Source organism: Xenorhabdus entomophaga (genome assembly GCF_037996725.1).
In the GTDB taxonomy this organism is placed as follows: Bacteria; Pseudomonadota; Gammaproteobacteria; order Enterobacterales; family Enterobacteriaceae; genus Xenorhabdus; species Xenorhabdus khoisanae.
In genome coordinates, this window is the sequence record NZ_JBBMXH010000050.1 from 13,202 (window position 1) to 31,017 (window position 17,816).

General features: G+C 46.3%; 13 protein-coding genes. 4 read left to right on the forward strand and 9 right to left on the reverse strand.

The features are described 5' to 3' along the window. The first annotated feature begins 40 nt into the window (after positions 1 to 40). The 3 genes from AAC854_RS11790 to folA all read left to right on the forward strand — a co-directional run bounded on the left by AAC854_RS11790 (position 41) and on the right by folA (position 3,256). Positions 41 to 772 carry a 1-acylglycerol-3-phosphate O-acyltransferase gene (locus AAC854_RS11790; protein ID WP_340617281.1) on the forward strand — a complete coding sequence of 244 codons (732 nt, stop codon included), beginning with the start codon at positions 41 to 43 and terminating at the stop codon, positions 770 to 772. A 305-nt stretch (positions 773 to 1,077) separates the two neighbouring features. Further along, complete coding sequence (gene ftsP / locus AAC854_RS11795) at positions 1,078 to 2,508, forward strand: cell division protein FtsP (protein ID WP_340617282.1); 1,431 nt, start codon at positions 1,078 to 1,080, stop codon at positions 2,506 to 2,508. Between the two features lie 262 nt (positions 2,509 to 2,770). Beyond that, positions 2,771 to 3,256: a type 3 dihydrofolate reductase gene (gene folA, locus AAC854_RS11800; protein ID WP_340617283.1), complete on the forward strand. Its 486-nt coding sequence runs from the start codon at positions 2,771 to 2,773 to the stop codon at positions 3,254 to 3,256. Positions 3,257 to 3,301: 45 nt separating this feature from the next. On the opposite strand, the gene apaH is transcribed toward folA, so the two are convergent. From apaH to lptD, 6 genes are all read right to left on the reverse strand, one after another. Then, a complete protein-coding gene (gene apaH, locus AAC854_RS11805) occupies positions 3,302 to 4,129 on the reverse strand; it encodes a bis(5'-nucleosyl)-tetraphosphatase (symmetrical) ApaH (protein WP_340617284.1) in 828 nt (275 codons plus the stop codon). 2 nt (positions 4,130 to 4,131) lie between these two features. After that, positions 4,132 to 4,509 carry a Co2+/Mg2+ efflux protein ApaG gene (gene apaG / locus AAC854_RS11810; protein WP_340617285.1) on the reverse strand — a complete coding sequence of 126 codons (378 nt, stop codon included), beginning with the start codon at positions 4,507 to 4,509 and terminating at the stop codon, positions 4,132 to 4,134. 37 nt (positions 4,510 to 4,546) lie between these two features. Then, a complete protein-coding gene (rsmA, locus tag AAC854_RS11815; RefSeq protein ID WP_340617286.1) occupies positions 4,547 to 5,362 on the reverse strand; it encodes a 16S rRNA (adenine(1518)-N(6)/adenine(1519)-N(6))-dimethyltransferase RsmA in 816 nt (271 codons plus the stop codon). Beyond that, positions 5,355 to 6,359 (reverse strand): 4-hydroxythreonine-4-phosphate dehydrogenase PdxA, encoded by a 1,005-nt coding sequence (gene pdxA, locus AAC854_RS11820; protein WP_340617287.1) that lies wholly within the window; start codon positions 6,357 to 6,359, stop codon positions 5,355 to 5,357. Before pdxA ends, rsmA begins: the two co-directional genes overlap by 8 nt. Continuing rightward, the gene (gene surA, locus AAC854_RS11825) at positions 6,346 to 7,665 is read right to left on the reverse strand and encodes a peptidylprolyl isomerase SurA (protein ID WP_340617288.1); all 1,320 of its coding nucleotides are present in this window, start codon (positions 7,663 to 7,665) and stop codon (positions 6,346 to 6,348) included. The genes pdxA and surA overlap by 14 nt, the downstream gene beginning before the upstream one ends. Before the next feature lie 80 nt (positions 7,666 to 7,745). Beyond that, the gene (lptD, locus tag AAC854_RS11830) at positions 7,746 to 10,106 is read right to left on the reverse strand and encodes an LPS assembly protein LptD (RefSeq protein WP_340617289.1); all 2,361 of its coding nucleotides are present in this window, start codon (positions 10,104 to 10,106) and stop codon (positions 7,746 to 7,748) included. Between the two features lie 182 nt (positions 10,107 to 10,288). Between lptD and djlA the strand changes: the two genes are divergently transcribed. Next, positions 10,289 to 11,113 carry a co-chaperone DjlA gene (gene djlA / locus AAC854_RS11835; protein ID WP_340617290.1) on the forward strand — a complete coding sequence of 275 codons (825 nt, stop codon included), beginning with the start codon at positions 10,289 to 10,291 and terminating at the stop codon, positions 11,111 to 11,113. 31 nt (positions 11,114 to 11,144) lie between these two features. Here the strand turns inward: djlA and rluA are convergent, their stop codons facing one another. The 3 genes from rluA to AAC854_RS11850 all read right to left on the reverse strand — a co-directional run bounded on the left by rluA (position 11,145) and on the right by AAC854_RS11850 (position 17,434). Beyond that, a complete protein-coding gene (gene rluA, locus AAC854_RS11840; RefSeq protein WP_340617291.1) occupies positions 11,145 to 11,798 on the reverse strand; it encodes a bifunctional tRNA pseudouridine(32) synthase/23S rRNA pseudouridine(746) synthase RluA in 654 nt (217 codons plus the stop codon). 167 nt (positions 11,799 to 11,965) lie between these two features. Continuing rightward, positions 11,966 to 14,875: an RNA polymerase-associated protein RapA gene (rapA, locus tag AAC854_RS11845; RefSeq protein WP_340617292.1), complete on the reverse strand. Its 2,910-nt coding sequence runs from the start codon at positions 14,873 to 14,875 to the stop codon at positions 11,966 to 11,968. 216 nt (positions 14,876 to 15,091) lie between these two features. Then, positions 15,092 to 17,434, reverse strand: a complete 2,343-nt coding sequence (locus AAC854_RS11850; protein WP_422824081.1) for a DNA polymerase II — start codon at positions 17,432 to 17,434, stop codon at positions 15,092 to 15,094. Between the last annotated feature and the right edge of the window lie 382 nt (positions 17,435 to 17,816).

Below are 17,816 nucleotides of genomic sequence, written 5' to 3' on the forward strand. Positions count from 1 at the left end.
CGGGCCAGTATGATACTGGCCCGCTCTGAAAGAGGCCGCTATGCTAGCAATCATTCGTGGAATTATTGTTATTCTGTTTACAATCCTGATCTTTATTTTTGGTTGTATCTACTGTTTATTCAGTCCGCGCAATCCACGTCATGTTATGACCTTTGGTCATGCGTTTGGCAAACTGCATAAAATATTTGGTATTAAGCTGGTGGAACGTATCCCGGCAGATTCCCAGGAATATGGGCCTAGCATTTATATCGCTAATCATCAAAACAATTACGACATGGTTACCATGTCTAATGCAGTGCAGCCACGTACTGTCACTGTGGGCAAAAAAAGTCTGGTTTTCATTCCTTTCTTTGGTCAGCTTTATTACCTGACAGGTAATATTTTGATCGACAGAGAAAACCGCACAAAAGCACACGGTACAATCTCACAGGTTGTTGATCAAATTACCAAAAAGCAGATTTCAGTCTGGATGTTCCCGGAAGGAACGCGCAGCCGTGGTCGCGGATTGTTGCCGTTTAAAACAGGGGCTTTTCATGCTGCTATTGCAGCAGGTGTACCTATCGTGCCAGTGTGTGTTTCTTCAACACACGGTAAAGTAAAACTGAACCGTTGGAATAATGGCACTGTGATTGTCGAAATGTTACCTCCGATTGATACCACGAAATATACCAAAGAGCAGGTTCGTGAATTGGCGGGGCATTGTCGGCAAATGATGCAGTCTAAAATTGAAGAATTGGATAAAGAAGTTGAGGCGCTGAATAAGCGAAGATAATTTCAGGTGACGATAAAACGCCCGAAATCGTCAAATATATTTCCCCACACTTTGGATGGAGTTTGGCTATCAATTTAAGATAGTTTTAGAATTTATTTCCCATTCGCGATATGATTGCGTTTAATAACTTAATGTTTTTATTAAACGCAATCGATAGAATAATAAATCCTGATAGCCACAATATCGGGATATTCATCCCAGTAATGATTTGAATTTTTTAGCCATTGTTAGTGTTTGCGTTTACATAAGCAATCATTTTGGGTTGCTATTCTTGTCGTAGATACTATTCCTGCTGTGGAGAAAGTATGTCACTGAGTCGACGCCAGTTTATTCAGGCATCTGGTTTGGCAATGTGTTTAGGGGCGCTTCCTTTTGCGGTTCGAGCCAATAAAAATCAACAAACGAAATTGCCACTTCCCCCCTTACTGGAACCCCGAGGCGGACAACCTCTATTTTTAGCCATACAGAAAGCCAAATGGTCATTTAACGGTCAGAATAAAGTTCATGTTTGGGGCATCAACGGGCACTATCTCGGGCCGACTATCCGGGTCCGTCGAGGAGATGATGTCAAACTGATATATAGCAATCATCTGTCTGAACCGGTTTCAATGACGGTAGGTGGTTTACTGGTGCCCGGAACCCTGATGGGAGGCTCGGCCCGTTTAATATCACCGGGTGAAAACTGGTCGCCCGTTATCCCGATAGATCAACCTGCGGCTACCTGTTGGTATCATGCCAACACACCACACCGAATGGCACGGCATGTTTATGCTGGTCTGGCAGGAATGTGGCTGGTGGAAGACGAAAGCAGCCGTGGTTTGCCTTTACCTGAACATTATGGCGTTGATGATTTCCCTGTTATTTTGCAGGATAAACGACTGGATAATTTTGGCGTACCACAATATGAACCGCCGGCCAATCAGGGTTTCCTTGGCGATACTTTAGTGGTTAATGGGGTTGAAAATCCTTTTGTTGAAGTTGCCAGAGGTTGGGTCAGGCTACGTTTACTGAATGCTTCTAATGCCCGGCAATATCAACTAGAACTCAGCGATGGGCGTCCTTTCTATATGATTGGAACTGATCAGGGGTTGTTGCCTGCCCCTGTAGCTATACAGCAACTGCCACTTGCTCCGGGCGAACGTCGTGAAGTCTTGGTTGATATGTCGAAAGTGGAAAGCGTCACTATTACTGCGGGAGAATCCGCAAGTGTGATGGATCGTCTCAAAGGGTTGTTTGAGCCTTCAACAAAATTGTTATCCACCACAGTATTGACGCTTAAAGCCAGTGGGTTGCTTCCTCTGGTGACGGATCAATTACCTTCTCAGCTCGTGCTGGATAATACACAAATCAATTCTTCTGTCCGAAGCAGGCAGCTAGCTTTGGGAGATTATTCGCAGGGGATTAATGGCTCAGTGCTGAATGAACATCGAACCGACATAGTTAGCCAGCAAGGTGCATGGGAACGTTGGATAATCACAACCTCAACACCCCAGCCTTTCCATATCGAAGGCGTAAGATTTAAAGTTATCAGCCTTAATGGCAATCGCCCAGAGCCACAGGATTATGGTTGGAAAGATACGGTCTGGATTGATGAACGGGCAGAACTACTGGTCAACATGATGCAGCCTTCTTATCAGAATTTCCCCTTAATGTATTACAGCCAGATACTGGAAATGGCGGATCGTGGAGTTGCAGGACGATTAATTGTTAACCCTGCCAGCTTTAGTATTGGGTAACAATAATATTGGGTAAAAATGGCATTAAGAAATAGCAACTCAGAATAGCAATGAAGAGCGGTGGTGGATGCCCGTCCGGTTGAATCGGGCTGCTATGGGGAATCCTTTTGTCAACCAGAGGTTGATTAGGCAATAAACTGCTTAACATTTAGTGTGTAGACTAACAATTTGTTCTGAATAAATTGCTAATTTTATCGACTGAGAGTAGCCCTTTCCGTATAGTGTCCCAAATTTTCATACTACTTGCCTGTAAGGTGACTTAATGAATATTAGCTTGATTGCTGCGATGGCCATGGATCGAGTTATTGGTATGGAAAATTCCATGCCGTGGACTCTGCCGGGTGATTTAGCCTGGTTCAAACGCAACACACTCGGAAAGCCGGTTGTGATGGGCCGAGTTACTTATGAATCAATTGGCCGTCCTTTACCGGGACGTCTGAATATCGTGATCAGCAGTCAACCTGCAAGCGATGATCGGGCCACTTGGGTAAGCTCCATCGAAGCTGCTTTAGCTGCGGCTGGTGATGTTGAAGAGATTATGGTGATGGGAGGAGGACAAATTTATGAGCAGTTTATTCCTCTGGCTAATCGTATGTATCTGACTCACATCGATGCAGAAGTGATTGGTGACACGCACTTCCCTGATTATGAACCTGATGAGTGGAATTCAGTTTTTACTGAATATCACGATGAAGATGAAAACAATTCACACAGCTATTGTTTTGAAGTCTTAGAACGCAGAGAGTGATTTAATTTTACGTGCGGAGTGCCCGGGCACTCCGGCGTCGTCAATTCAGCCTTTCGATTTTGTGAGCATGGAATCCTGACTGAAATACTGTTTATCTTCCCAACGTAGCATTGTCAACTTACCTCCCCAACAGCAGCCCGTATCCAGCGCATAAATACCATCAGGAGCGCCTTGTCCTTCCAGCGCAGCCCAGTGACCAAATGCAATGGAATAATCTTCAGGAATGTTGCGCGGTAATTCGAACCAGGGTTTCAGCGGAGCAGGGGCATTTTCGGGCTTAGATTTACAGATCATATCCAACTGACCGTTTGGGAAACAATAACGCATCCGGGTCAGTGCATTGGTGCTGTAACGCAGCCGGGCAAGGCCACTTAATTCAGGGGCCCAGTTATTTGGCATATCCCCATACATCTCATTGAGAAATAAAGGATAACTGTCACTGCGAAGAATGGCTTCCACTTCACGGGCGCATGTTCTGGCAGTTTCTAAATCCCATTGTGGGGTGAGCCCTGCATGAGCCATGACCAGTTTCAACTCATCATCGATTTGTAACATTGGCTGTTTTCTCAGCCAATTTATCAATTCATCAATATCTGGTGCAGTGAGCAATTCATCCAGCAAGTCTTTCGGCTTATTACGGCTGATCTTTGCGTAAACAGCCAACAAATGCAGGTCGTGATTACCCAGCACCAGTTTAACTGCTGTGCCGAGCTGCCTGATATAACGAAGTACTGCCAGAGAGTCAGGGCCACGGGCAACCAAATCGCCCGTGAGCCACAATGTATCTTTGTCGGGATGAAAATCAACTTGTTCTAATAAGGCACGTAATTCACGGTAACAACCGTGAATATCGCCGATAAGGTATGTCGCCATAATTAATTAATCAGTGTCGGAATTGCCAGTCGAAATACGGGAATGGTGGCACGAAATGGCTGGCCTTCGTGATCAACCATTTCATAATGACCTTCCATTGTGCCCAGAGGTGTTTCCAGAATTGCCCCGCTGCTGTAGCTATATTCTGTTCCTGACGGGATCAAAGGTTGTTTCCCCACAACCCCTTCACCCTGAATTTCGGTCCGGTGACCATCACTGTTGGTTATGCGCCAGTAACGGCTAATCAGTTGCACGGGGAAATGCCCAAGATTGCGAATTGATACTGTATAAGCAAATACAAAGCGCTGTTGTTCCGGCTGTGATTGACTTTCTACATAGGTACTTTGTACTTGAATATAAATTCTTGGTTCATTGAGCATAGGTGCCTCCTGTTACTGTAACGACTGTTTGTTGGTTTCAGGCAACTTCAGACTGAGACGATAACCAGTTTGCCATTTTACAGTATTGCTCGACAGAGATGTTTTCAGCCCGAGTGGTTGGATCAACACCCAGTTCAGATAACTGTTCAGCAGAAAAAATATTTCCAAGGCTGTTACGGATAGTTTTTCTCCGTTGGTTAAATGCTTGAGTTGTGATCCGGGCTAACATGCTGATGTCCTGAACCGGATAAGGTATGGTCTTGTACGGGATCAGGCGCACAATAGCGGAATCCACTTTTGGTGCCGGCGTAAATGCCGTAGGCGGTACCTCAAGAACAGGGATTACTTGACAGTAGTATTGAGCCATCACACTTAAACGCCCGTAGGCTTTGCTGCCCGGGCCAGCGACAAGGCGATTCACCACTTCTTTTTGCAGCATGAAACTCATATCAGCGATAGCATCAGTATAGCTGAAAAGGTGGAACATCAATGGCGTGGAAATATTATAAGGCAGATTACCAAATACACGCAGTGACTGCCCGCGCTCTCTGGAAATTTGACCAAAATCAACAGTCATTGCATCTTGTTGAATGATTGTCAGCTTATCTTTCAGTTTCGGATGGACATGCAGTCTGGCCGCCAAATCGCGGTCGAGCTCGACGACGGTCATTTTATCCATGCGATCACCAACGGGTTCAGTCAGTGCTCCCAGACCCGGGCCAATCTCCACTACAGCCTGACCGGCCTGTGGGTTTATCGCATCAACAATGCTGTCAATAATAAACTGATCGGTTAAAAAGTTTTGCCCGAAACGTTTACGGGCATGGTGCCCCTGATGGACTTTATTATTCATTACTGTTTTGTATCATTTTAATTGCTAGATTTAATGCGGTGATAAAACTACCCACATCAGCTTGACCTGTCCCCGCCAGCTCCAGTGCTGTGCCATGATCGACAGAAGTTCGGATAAATGGCAGACCCAATGTGATATTCACGGCCCTGCCAAAACCCTGGTATTTTAACACGGGTAGCCCCTGATCGTGATACATCGAAAGCACAGCATCGGCATTATCCAAATATTTGGGCTGAAACAGTGTATCTGCGGGCAATGGGCCTTCCAGCCATATCCCTTCTGCTCTCAGGCTATCCAGCGCAGGAATGATCACGTCTATTTCTTCATGCCCCATATGCCCGCCTTCACCCGCATGGGGATTCAGGCCGCAAACATAGATGTGGGGACGCTGGATACCGAATTTGGTTTTCAGATCATGGTTGAGAATAGTGACAACTTCCCTGAGGGAATCAAAGGTAATCGCCTTGGGAACATCTAAAATTGGCAGGTGTGTCGTTGCCAGCGCAACCCGCAATTCTTCTGTTGCCAACATCATGACTACCCTTGAGCATTGGCTGTGGTCAGCAAAAAACTCAGTATGTCCGGTAAAGGGCACGCCAGCTTCATTAATGACGCCTTTATGCACCGGGCCTGTCACCAGAGCAGAAAATTCCCCATTCAGGCAACCATCGCAGGCTTTTGCCAGAGTTTCCGTGACATAAGTACCGTTTTCTCGGTTCAATTCACCCGCAATGGTCGGAGATTGGAGAGAGACAGGCAGAATAGTCAGGGTTCCGGCTGCTTGTGATGAAGAAATGTGTTCAGGGGAGTATGTTTGTAGTCTTAGAGGTAAATTCAGTTGTCTGGCCCGGGAGAGCATCAGCTCTGGATCAGCACAGACTACCAATTGGATGGGCCACTCTTTTTGGGCGAGGGCAATAACTAAATCAGGGCCAACCCCGGCTGGCTCGCCGGGGGTGATGACAATGGGATTGATAGTGTGTTTATTGTTGTGCATCGCTACCATCTAAAATTTTCACATAAGCAGAGGCGCGTAATTCTTGCGCCCAGCTTTGTGCCTCTTCATTGAATTTACGGTTGAACAGCAGACGGTAGGCACGATCTTTCTGTGCTGTATCAGTTCTGTCAACTTTGCGGCTATCAAGCAGTTGAATTAAGTGCCAGCCGAAAGAAGAGTGAACGGGTTGACTGATCTCACCTTTTTGCAGTTTGGTCAATGCGTCACGGAAAGCGGGGTCATAAGCACTCGGCAAATTCCAGCCCAGTTCTCCACCACGCATGGCGGAACCGGGATCTTCAGAATACTCTTTTGCTGCAGCTTCGAATGTCGTTTTGCCGCTTAAGATTTCTTCCCTGAGTTTCATTAATTCGTTACGCGCCTGCTCGTCATTCATAACCGGTGATGTCTTCAGCAGAATATGACGGGCATTCACTTCAGTGACCGCAATCGGCGTCTGACCACCACGGATATCATTTACTTTCAGAATGTGAAAACCCACACCAGAACGAATCGGGCCAATAATCTGTCCCTTGTGCGCAGTAATCTGCCCCTTGTGCGCAAGCTGTTCAGCGTACAGGGTTGGCAATTCCTGCAACCTGCTCCAGCCCATATTTCCCCCTTTCAGGGCTTGGCTATCACCAGAATATGCGATGGCCAATTTGCCGAAATCCCCGCCACTCTTGAGTTCAGACAAGATTTTTTTGACCGTGGTTTCAGCTTTTTCTACCTGAGCCTGATCCGGATTTTCTGGCAGAGGGATCAGAATATGGCTGATGTTCAATTCCGAGGCCTGACTATTCTGGCTTTCGAGCTGATTCGCCAGTGAATCAACTTCCTGTGGCAGAATAGTGATGCGGCGGCGCACTTCATTATTGCGTACTTCCGCAATCGTCATTTCCTTGCGGACTTGGTTGCGGTAGGTGTCAAAATTAATACCATTTGCGGTCAGGTTCTGTTTCAGCTGGGCCATGCTCAGGTGGTTTTGGGCTGCAATATCGGTGATTGCAGAATCCAGGGCTTGATCGGGGATGGTAATTTGCATCTGTTTTGCCATTTGCAAAACGATGTCATCCATAATCAGGCGCTCAACGATCTGATGACGCAGTGCTTCTTCATCCGGTATTTGCTGGTCTGCATGCTTTGCATTGAGTTTAACGGATTGTAAGAGGCTGTTGACGTCACTTTCCAGTACGACATCATTGTTAACAACGGCAGCCACCTTATTGAGTTCCTGTGGTGCTGCCACTGCGACAGTGCTTACTGAAAACATCAATCCGAGAATGAGCGTTCTCCAGTTCTTCATACATTTCCCATCATATCAATCCCGCCTTGGCGGGGTTATTGTGTATACGTTGTGTTTATCGGTATCAGAGTTTATCGGTATCAGAATGCACGCTGGTATGGAAGAATACCTTGCTGTAGCATTTTCTGGCTACCCAAACTGTGATTGTTACTTAAGCCACGAAGTTCAACATTGAATGACCATTTGTTGTCATACTGACTGCTGTCGAACCTCCAGTTGACTATCTTGCGTTCATATCCCACACTGACTGCCCAACAACATGTGTTGTATTGCAGTCCGACCATCTGGTTCGCTGGTTGTTTCTCTTTGGTATCGTAGTAATACGCTCCGACAAATGCCCAGCGATCCGTCAATGGCCAGCTTGCCACCATCCCAACCTGCGAAATACCCTGTTGATAAGCAGGTAAGCTCCCGAGCGTGGCCTGAATATAATCGCGGTCAACAAAACGATAGTTTAACTGCAATATGTGATCAGTATCACGACGGTATTCCACTACTGCATTGCCCATGGTTAAGCTGCCCAGACGGTTATCGTATTGCAGCCCGCCTTTGAGCCCCCAGGAATCATTGATTCTCCAGTGCGCATCGCCAGCCCATGTCGTGGCGCCCGTCCCCTTTTTGTTGCCGATGATATCTTTAGAACCTGAATTCGGTTCAGTATCTTCAGTACGTGGACGTTCAAAGTAGTAGATTTGACCTACGGACAGGCTAAAACGTTCAACTAAATCTTCATCATAAATGCGGGTAGTTACACCCGTCGTAAATTGATTGGCAGATGAAATGCGATCTAAGCCACTGTAGAAGCGGTCACGGAACAATCCGGCATAGTCCGTTTGCAGCAGGGAAGAATCAAAGTTGTTTATATTATTTTGATTCTTGTAAGGCACATACAGATACTGAACGCGTGGCTCCAGCGTCTGGGTGTAATCCTGATTAAAATACATGGCGCGTTCAAACACCATCTTGGCATCTGATTTAAATACAGGCAGGAGACGGTTTACTGATCTCTCTAATAGGGCCGTATCTTTATTGGCTTTGGTTGCCTCAGTAAGATCCTGTTGGTAATGGGTCGCCATCAACTTAAATTCATTGTTGATGCTGGCCCAGCCGTTGGAGAGCGGCAAGTTAATGGTAGGTTCCACATGAAAACGTGTTGCATCAGGCCACTGGTTACCAACACTGGTAAATTTAGCTGCTTGGGCATAGGCATTAAAATCAAATGGCCCTAAATCGTTTTTATAATAATGCAGATCCAACTGAGGGGTTGCCCGGTAAGCTCTTCTCCTATCGTCAATGGTAAAAATCTGGAACTGTTTGGTTGCGAGTGTGGCATTCCAGTTCTGTTGCGCATAACCAATACTGAATTTCTGGGTCGCATAGCTGTCCGTGCTAGAACCATACTGAGAAGTAAAGTTACTGAAATAGTTCGGATCACTGACTTTGGTATAGTCGGCGCTAAAACGCCAGACCTGATCCATGACACCACTATGATTCCAATAGAATAACCAACGGCTATTACTGTCCCTCTTGGCTAAATTCTTATCGAATTTTTTATCATCTGCATACAAGCGATCATTATGGATCCAATCCAACGCAACCGTACCCGTACCGGCTTTAGTCAGGTAACGGAATTCATTGTCCAGCTTCAAGCCGCGCATAGTGATAAGATGCGGAGTGATCGTGGCATCATAATTAGGTGCAATATTCCAGTAATACGGTAGCAGGAATTGGAAGCCATCTTTATTGGAGAAGCTGGCATTGGGGATCAGGAAACCAGAGCGGCGTTTATCTCCAATCGGTAACTGCAAATACGGGCTGTAAAACACTGGCACATTGGCAAGCCGGAAACGGGCGTTCCAGATTTCAGCTACTTCTTCTTCGCGATCCAGAATCACTTCGGAACCGACAACACTCCAGCTATCATTGCCCGGCAAACAAGAGGTAAATATCCCGTTATTTAAAATGGTGTAGCGGTTTTCATCACGCAACATCATCTTATCTGCGCTGCCACGTCCCTGCCGGCCAACCATCTGGTATTTGCCTTGTTCCACGTCGGTGTCTTTATTGTTTAAATTAGCCCAGGCGCGTGGCCCTTTCAAAATGATCTGAGGGTCATCATAGCTGACATTACCTGTTGCGGTAATAGTACGAACGAGTTCTTTATCTTGTGTTTGTTCAAGCCGGACTTTATCGGCTGTCAGCGTTTTATTTCCCTGCTGGATATCAACATTACCAATGAACTCAACCGCATTAGGATATTCGCCACGAGTATCTTCGGATTTAATGTTAACGGGCATTTTATTGGGATCACCTGTGATAATCGGCTTATCATAGACAGGGATACCCAGCATACATTGTGCTGCGAGGTCAGCATGTGCCTGCTGACTGTAAAGTGCGGCCCATACCATTGTGGCCAGCAGGGTAGGATAACATTTGTTCATAGATGTTTATGCGGTTCCGTCATCAGTGCCATCGTGCCGGCAAATGTTCAGAGACTAACGTAGTTGAGATATATGCACCAGAGTAAAGTTTAACTTTGCTTATCTTGTTGTTAGGCACAGAGCTTAATGAATAGTATGATAATGCAAAATTGCGCTAAGGGCATTGGGGAATTGAAGACTATATGCAGTATTGGGGAAAATTATTTGGATTAATATTTGGTATTGCGTCTGGTGCTGGTTTTTGGGGGATTGTGATTGGCGTGTTGTTGGGTCACATTCTTGACAAAGTCAGGGCACGGAATTTAGGTGCCGATGCTAAAGGCCCGACCCGACAGTCCCTGTTTTTTCGCAGCACTTTTCAGGTATTGGGGCATATAACCAAAGCCAAAGGCCGGGTAACAGAAACAGATATTCAGCTTGCCACTCAACTGATGGACAGAATGCAACTGCATGGTGAAGCCAGGCTTGCCGCCCAACAGGCATTTCGTGAGGGTAAACAGCCTCAATTCCCTCTGCGTGAAACATTACGACAATTACGGCGTGCTTGCTTTGGTCGTTTTGACCTGATCCGGATGTTTTTGGAAATTCAGTTACAGGCTGCATTTGCTGACGGTGAACTGCATCCTAACGAAAGAAAAGTTTTATTTGTTATCGCCGAAGAACTGGGGATTTCCCGTGTTCAATTTGAACAGTTCCTTGCCATGATGGAAGGCGGGCGTCATTTTGACGGGCAGAATTTTGGTGGGCAGCATCAGCAATACGGGCATTACCAAGGTGGTGGGCAGCAGCGTGCAACGTTGGCAGATGCCTGTAAGGTATTGGGCGTCAATGAACAGGATGACGCCACAACCATTAAGCGGGCTTATCGAAAACTCATGAGTGAACACCATCCAGACAAACTGGTGGCGAAAGGTTTGCCGCCAGAAATGATGGAACTTGCGAAACAAAAAACGCAGTCCATCCAGTCTGCTTATGATTTAATTAAAAAAGAGAAGGGCTTTAAATAGCGCTTATCCAAATATGTCACAAGAGCATGCGTTAAAAATCTGCCTTACACTCAAAATGCATTGGAGTGCCATAAGCCGGATGAGTAATGAAGAGTTCCTGGGCATGTAATTGCAGGCGAGGTGCCAATTCCCTTGCCTGTTCATGGGCATAGAATCGATCCCCCAGAATAGGGTTGCCCAGTGCTAACATATGTACACGGAGCTGATGAGAGCGTCCTGTGATTGGAGCCAGCCTGACCCGCGTTGCTTGTGCTTCATACTCCAGTACCTGATACTCTGTTTGTGCCGATTTACCGGTTTCAAAACAGACTTTCTGTTTCGGGCGATTCGGCCAGTCACAGATTAACGGTAGATCCACCAATCCTTCTTCCGGCTCCAGTTTTCCCCATACCCGCGCGATATAGACTTTTTTCGGTTCACGCTCGCGGAATTGACGCTTCAATTCACGTTCAGCAGCTTTAGTCAGCGCAACAACCATAATACCGCTGGTGGCCATATCCAATCGATGCACCGATTCAGCGGTGGGAAATTCCGCCTGTATCCGCGTCATGATACTGTCTTTGTGCTCTTCTGCTTTGCCCGGCACAGAAAGCAATCCACTGGGTTTATTGACAACCATAATATGCTCGTCCTGATACAGCACATATAACCAAGGATCTGTCGGGGGATTATAAGACTCCAGCATAGTAGCTCCCATATGTTGAAGGATGATCGTGTTGAAAAATAATCGTGTCGAAAAATAGTCGAATCGGAAAAATGACGGGGGCTTTCGTGAAGAAAACCCCCTGAGTTTAAAGCAATTATTGGCGATAAACCATTATTGATAAACCAGCTATTACTGGTGTGAAACTATTATTGATGAGAAACAACCACCAAACGAATAGCATCCAGACGCCAATTAGCTTGATCAAGGTTAAGCAGCAAATGCTTGTGCTCAGATTCAACTGCGTCCAACTCATCATCACGGATATTCGGGTTAACCGCTTTCAGGGCTTCCAGACGTGACAACTCTGCTGACAGGACTTCATCTGCTTCTTTTTTGGCTTTCTCAATCAATTTACGCGCTTGCTTTTCAATCAGAGGTTCTGATTGCTGCAAAATCGCATGAACTTCTTGCTGTACCGCATTCACCAGTTTGCTGGCATTGTGGCGATTGATGGCGTTTAACTGGCGGTTGAAACTTTCAAACTCTACCTGAGGAGCCAGATTGGTGCCTTTCAGATCCAACAGGAGGCGCACAGGCGTTGGTGGCAAGAAGCGGGTCAATTGCAGATGTTTAGGTGCTTGTGCTTCAACAACGTAAATTAACTCAACCAACAGCGTACCGACCGGCAGTGCCTTGTTTTTCAGAATAGAAACAGCGCAGCTTCCGGTATCTCCTGACAGGATTAAATCCAGACCATTACGGATGATGGGATGTTCCCAGCTCAGGAATTGAGTATCTTCACGGGACAGTGCTTTCTCACGACTAAACGTAATGGAGCAGCCATCTTGCGGTAATCCGGGAAAATCAGGTACCAGCATATGATCGGATGGTTGCAGGGCGATAATATTATCGCAGCGATCTTCCTGATTGATGCCGATAATATCGAACAGGTTCAGGGCAAAATTCACCAGATCCGTATCGTTATCTTGTGCGGCAATGGTTTCTGCCAGTTTCTGGCCTTGCTCGCCGCCGTTAGAATTCATTTCCAGCAGACGGTCACGGCCTTGTTCCAGTTGCTGTTTGAGTTGTTCGTGATGCGTCCGGCATTCCGTAATAAATTCATTGAAGCCCGCCTGCTCGTTTGGCTTGGCCAGGAAATTCAACAGAACTTCATAATACTTGTCATAGATAGGACGGCCTGTTGGGCAGGTATGTTCAAACGCATCCAGACCTTCGTGATACCAGCGCAGGAGAATCGATTGCGCCGTGTTTTCCAGATAAGGCACGCTGATCTTGATATCGCGGCTCTGACCGATACGATCCAGACGTCCGATACGCTGTTCCAGCAAATCAGGGTTGAATGGCAGATCAAACATGACGAGCTGATTGGCAAACTGGAAGTTACGCCCTTCGGAGCCAATTTCAGAACAGAGCAGCACTTGTGCCCCTTCTTCTTCAGAAGCAAAGTAAGCCGCTGCACGGTCGCGTTCTAACAGGGACAAGCCTTCATGGAATACCGCACTGCGGATACCTTCGCGCTCACGCAGAATTTGCTCCAGTTGCAGCGCAGTTTCTGCTTTGGCACAGATCACGAGAACTTTTTCGTCACGGTTTGCCATCAAGAAACCCAACAGCCATTCTACGCGAGGGTCGAAGTTCCACCATGTGGCGTTTTCACCTTCGAACTCCTGATAGATCCGCTCAGGATAGAGCATATCTTTGGCGCGTGCTTCCACGGTTTTTTTGGCACCCATGATTTCAGAAACTTTGATTGCCGTCTGATATTGGGCAGGCAATGGTAACTTAATCTCGTGCAGTTCACGATGAGGGAAACCTTTCACACCACCACGGGTATTACGGAACAGCAATCGGCTGGTGCCGTGGCGATCCATCAGCATGGAGATCAGTTCACGGCGAGCATTTTCACTCTCTTCATCCTGATGGCTGTTTGCTGCTTTCAGCAGAGGTTCAATATCCTGCTCACTGATCAGCTCAACAATCACATTTTGCTGATCATTACTCAGCGTTTCACCGGACAACAATAACGTGACGGCATCAGCAACAGGGCGATATTTCTGTTGTTCATCAATAAATGCCTGATAATCGTGGAAGCGATTCGAGTCCAGCAGACGCAAACGGGCAAAGTGGCTCTCTTGCCCTAACTGCTCAGGTGTCGCTGTCAGCAGCAGAACAGAAGGAATTTGCTCTGCCAATTGTTCGATAGCATGATATTCGCGGCTTGGGGCTTTTTCGCTCCATGCCAAGTGGTGAGCTTCATCCACCACCATTAAATCCCAGCTCGCTTCCAGCAGATGTTCGAAACGCTGCTTATTGCGGCGAACAAAATCCAGAGAACAGATAACCAATTGCTCGGTTTCAAAGGGGTTATCGCTGTCATGAAGCGCTTCGCTATATCGACCATCATCAAACAGCGAAAAACGCAGATTGAATCGGCGCAGCATTTCTACCAGCCATTGGTGTTGCAGACTGTCTGGCACAATGACCAACACACGCTCTGCACGTCCGGCCATCAATTGCTGGTGGATAATCATACCCGCTTCAATGGTTTTACCCAGACCAACTTCATCCGCCAGTAACACACGAGGGGCGTGACGCTTACCCACTTCATTGGCAATGTGTAACTGGTGAGGGATCAAACTGGCACGAATGCCACGCAACCCACTTTCAGCCAGACGAAATTGTTCGCTCTGGTGCTTACGGGCGCGAAAACGTAGTGCAAAGCGATCCATGCGGTCAATTTGGCCGGCAAACAGACGATCCTGCGGCTTATTAAACGTCAGCTTGCTATCCAGAAAAACTTCCCGCAGGCAGATATTTTCTTCTTCGGTGTCCAGACGAGTACCGACGTAGATCAGCAGGCCATTATCTTGCTGAACGTCATCGATCTTGAGTTTCCAGCTTTCGTGACTGGTTACGGTATCGCCCACATTAAACATAACGCGGGTAATGGGGGAGTCATTGCGTGCGTAAAGGCGGTTTTCTCCGCTGGCAGGAAAAAGCAACGTTACCATGCGCGGATCAAGCGCTACGACTGTTCCTAATCCAAGTTCGCTTTCTGTATCGCTTATCCAGCGTTGACCAAGAGTAAAGGGCATAAATTTTGGCTCAGTTTTCTGTTAGACAATGTTATTTATGGTTGCAGGATGGCTGCTTTTGTTGGATATCGATCATCATTGGTTATCGATAGGGATAGTTTTAATGGGCTTTATAGCACCTGTTTTTTGATAACGAGGTCACAAAAGTACCATTCCCCTTTAGAGGGGCGATATGTTAATTGATGCTGAGCAAGCCGTCACCTGCAAAAATATCCATTACTCAAAAGAGATGCTCATTTGCCCCGTCAGCAAGGTCATAAAGTCATCTTGAATAAATGGCAAGATAGCATCGGCAATCGGCATCAATTGCTTATTGATATAGTGCTCATAATCGGGTGGTGAAGTCTGATTTTCCAACGGTTCAGGCCCGGATTGGGTGATGATATAGTTGATCCAACCTCCGTTTTGGTACTGCAATGGGCGATTATGCTGTTGGTTATATTCATCCGCCAAACGTGCAGCCCTGACATGAGGGGGAACATTGCGCTGGTACTCGGACAATTTGCGACGTAGCCGTTTGCGGTAAACGAGGCGATCATCAAACTCACCTGCCAGCGTTTTGGCAATATATTCACGGAGATAATTCTGATGGGGTTTCTGATGGAAGATCAGAGTATATAGCTCTTTTTGAAATATTTGTGCGAGCGGTGTCCAGTCAGTTCTTACCATTTCCAGCCCTTTGAAGATCACTTTATCGCCACTCAGCCCGGCATAGCGCTTTTTACTGCCTTGCTCCGCACCTCGTACCGTTGGCATCAGGAAGCGCCGATAGTGTGTTTCAAATTCCAATTCCAGCACACTTTTAAGGTTGAATTCAGTTTTTAGATGATCACTCCACCATCGGTTAACAAATTGCGCTAGCTTATGACCAATTTGGCTGGCTTCTTCTTCAGAATGGGGGCGTTTCAGCCAAACAAACGTAGAATCTGTATCGCCATAAATCACCTGATAACCCTGCGATTCTATTAAGTCACGGGTTTGATGCATGATTTTATGCCCCCGCATGGTAATTGAGGACGTCAGGCGAGGATCAAAAAAGTGACAGCCGGAAGCACCGAGCACACCATAAAACGCATTCATAATAATTTTCAGGGCTTGGGAAAGCGGAGCGTTCTGTTGCTTTTTAGCCTTGTCACGTTCGTACCAGATTTGCGTAACGATATCGGGCAGGCAATGTTGCGTACGGGAGAAAAATGCCTGCTTAAAACCGGGAACGGCATGTTCATAGTCGGGAGCGGCAATTCCTTCGACTATACCGACCGGATCAATCAGGAATGTACGAATAATCGAAGGATAAAGGCTCTTGTAATCCAGCACCAATACCGAATCATACAATCCCGGAAATGAATCCATCACAAAACCTCCCGGACTGTTATCGTCGAAATAAGTTGGCTGAACGGGAGCGACATAGCCAATCCGGTGCATTCTTGGCAGATAAAGATGGGTGAACGCAGCCACAGAACCTCCGCTGCGATCCACCGCCAAGCCTGTTACCGTGGCGCGTTCCAACAAGAACGCCATCAGATCCGTTTTTTCAAAAATACGATTGACGAGAATACAGTCCTGCAAATTATAGTGGGCGAGGGCGGGCTTATCTTCCTGAAAGCGACGATTGATTTCATCCATGCGGTCATAGGGATTATCAAGGGATTTCCCTTCCCCCAATAGCGCTTGTGCAACATATTCAAGGCTGAATGAAGGAAAATTCCACGTTGCGGTTTTCAGCGCATCAATGCCATCAATAATCAAACGGCCTTCTGCTGAGGCAAAAAAGTGCCCTGCTTTGAAACCATGCTCCCGCCATTCGAGCAAACCATGATTACGGCCGAATTTTAGCGGCACGTTATAGCGTTCAGCATGTTGCTGTAACACCCTTAAATCAAACTGAATCAGATTCCAGCCAATAATGGCATCTGGGTCGTAATGAGCCAGCCATTCATTCAATTTTTCCAGCATCAATGGGCGGCTGGCGACATATTCCAGTTTGAAATTGAGATTCTGCTGGCTGCCATTTTTCGGTCCCAGCATAAACACGGTTTTCTCGCCACATCCTGCCAGACCGATGGAGTACAACTCCCCATGCTGACTGGTTTCAATATCCAGAGATACCCATTTCAGCTTAGGGCGATAGGTGGGATTCGGCTTCATCTGATAGCTTCCGTCAGGTTTCTGGCTGAACCAGACAGGGGCAGTAATAAAGCGTTCCATCATATACCGATCGGGGGGGCGAATATCCGCCTCGTAGAGCGGAATATCCTGTTCTTTAAAGTTTTTTTTCAGATATTGCAGGTGATGATATTGTAAGCAATACAGTGCTGCGACAGGCTGACGGTTGAAATTTTTTAGTGACAACGCCTTTAGTTGGCAATGTTTTTCTTGTGCCAATAAACGCTTGGCTTTAGGTAAATCATGTTGAGGAATAAAGGCAACGGCTTTTTGATGAGGAATGGTGATGCGACGTGTCCCGTTATCTGTCGCCAGCCAATACACCAACTCGATGCCAGACGAGGTATCTTTCCAGTGACGGGTCAGTATAAGACCTTGTTCAACGTGATTTATCTGCATGGTTTTCTTGAGTAAGAGCAATCAGCCATATCTGGTTTTGTAGAAGGTAATTTCAATCATAGCACTGATAGTGGTTATTTATACAGTATTCTTTGTGGGATTAAGGATTGGGGTGGGAATAAAAATTTCCCTGAAGAAATCGTATTTATTAATTATTATTGTAACTAAAATTTAGAAATCCATTTCAATGGATTTAATTTTCTTAAGTTAATATCAATGATATTAACCAACTACAAAGATTGAATGCTTATTGATTGAGAGTCAGTATATAACTTTTCAAAATGGTAGGAGTGTCAAAGAAACTCAGTCCAAATTTTGCGAGTTTTGATTTTCCAGAAACAAAAAGGCAAAAAAGAGGACTGAGTTATGCTTATCT

Bases quoted from the DNA above. Each gene is read 5' to 3' on its own strand.
- ftsP (WP_340617282.1), top strand. From the start codon at position 1,078: ATGTCACTGAGTCGACGCCAGTTTATTCAGGCATCTGGTTTGGCAATG.
- folA (WP_340617283.1), top strand. From the start codon at position 2,771: ATGAATATTAGCTTGATTGCTGCGATGGCCATGGATCGAGTTATTGGT.
- djlA (WP_340617290.1), top strand. From the start codon at position 10,289: ATGCAGTATTGGGGAAAATTATTTGGATTAATATTTGGTATTGCGTCT.
- rluA (WP_340617291.1), bottom strand. From the start codon at position 11,798: ATGCTGGAGTCTTATAATCCCCCGACAGATCCTTGGTTATATGTGCTG.
- rsmA (WP_340617286.1), bottom strand. From the start codon at position 5,362: ATGAATAATAAAGTCCATCAGGGGCACCATGCCCGTAAACGTTTCGGG.
- rapA (WP_340617292.1), bottom strand. From the start codon at position 14,875: ATGCCCTTTACTCTTGGTCAACGCTGGATAAGCGATACAGAAAGCGAA.
- AAC854_RS11790 (WP_340617281.1), top strand. From the start codon at position 41: ATGCTAGCAATCATTCGTGGAATTATTGTTATTCTGTTTACAATCCTG.
- surA (WP_340617288.1), bottom strand. From the start codon at position 7,665: ATGAAGAACTGGAGAACGCTCATTCTCGGATTGATGTTTTCAGTAAGC.
- apaG (WP_340617285.1), bottom strand. From the start codon at position 4,509: ATGCTCAATGAACCAAGAATTTATATTCAAGTACAAAGTACCTATGTA.
- lptD (WP_340617289.1), bottom strand. From the start codon at position 10,106: ATGAACAAATGTTATCCTACCCTGCTGGCCACAATGGTATGGGCCGCA.
- apaH (WP_340617284.1), bottom strand. From the start codon at position 4,129: ATGGCGACATACCTTATCGGCGATATTCACGGTTGTTACCGTGAATTA.
- pdxA (WP_340617287.1), bottom strand. From the start codon at position 6,359: ATGCACAACAATAAACACACTATCAATCCCATTGTCATCACCCCCGGC.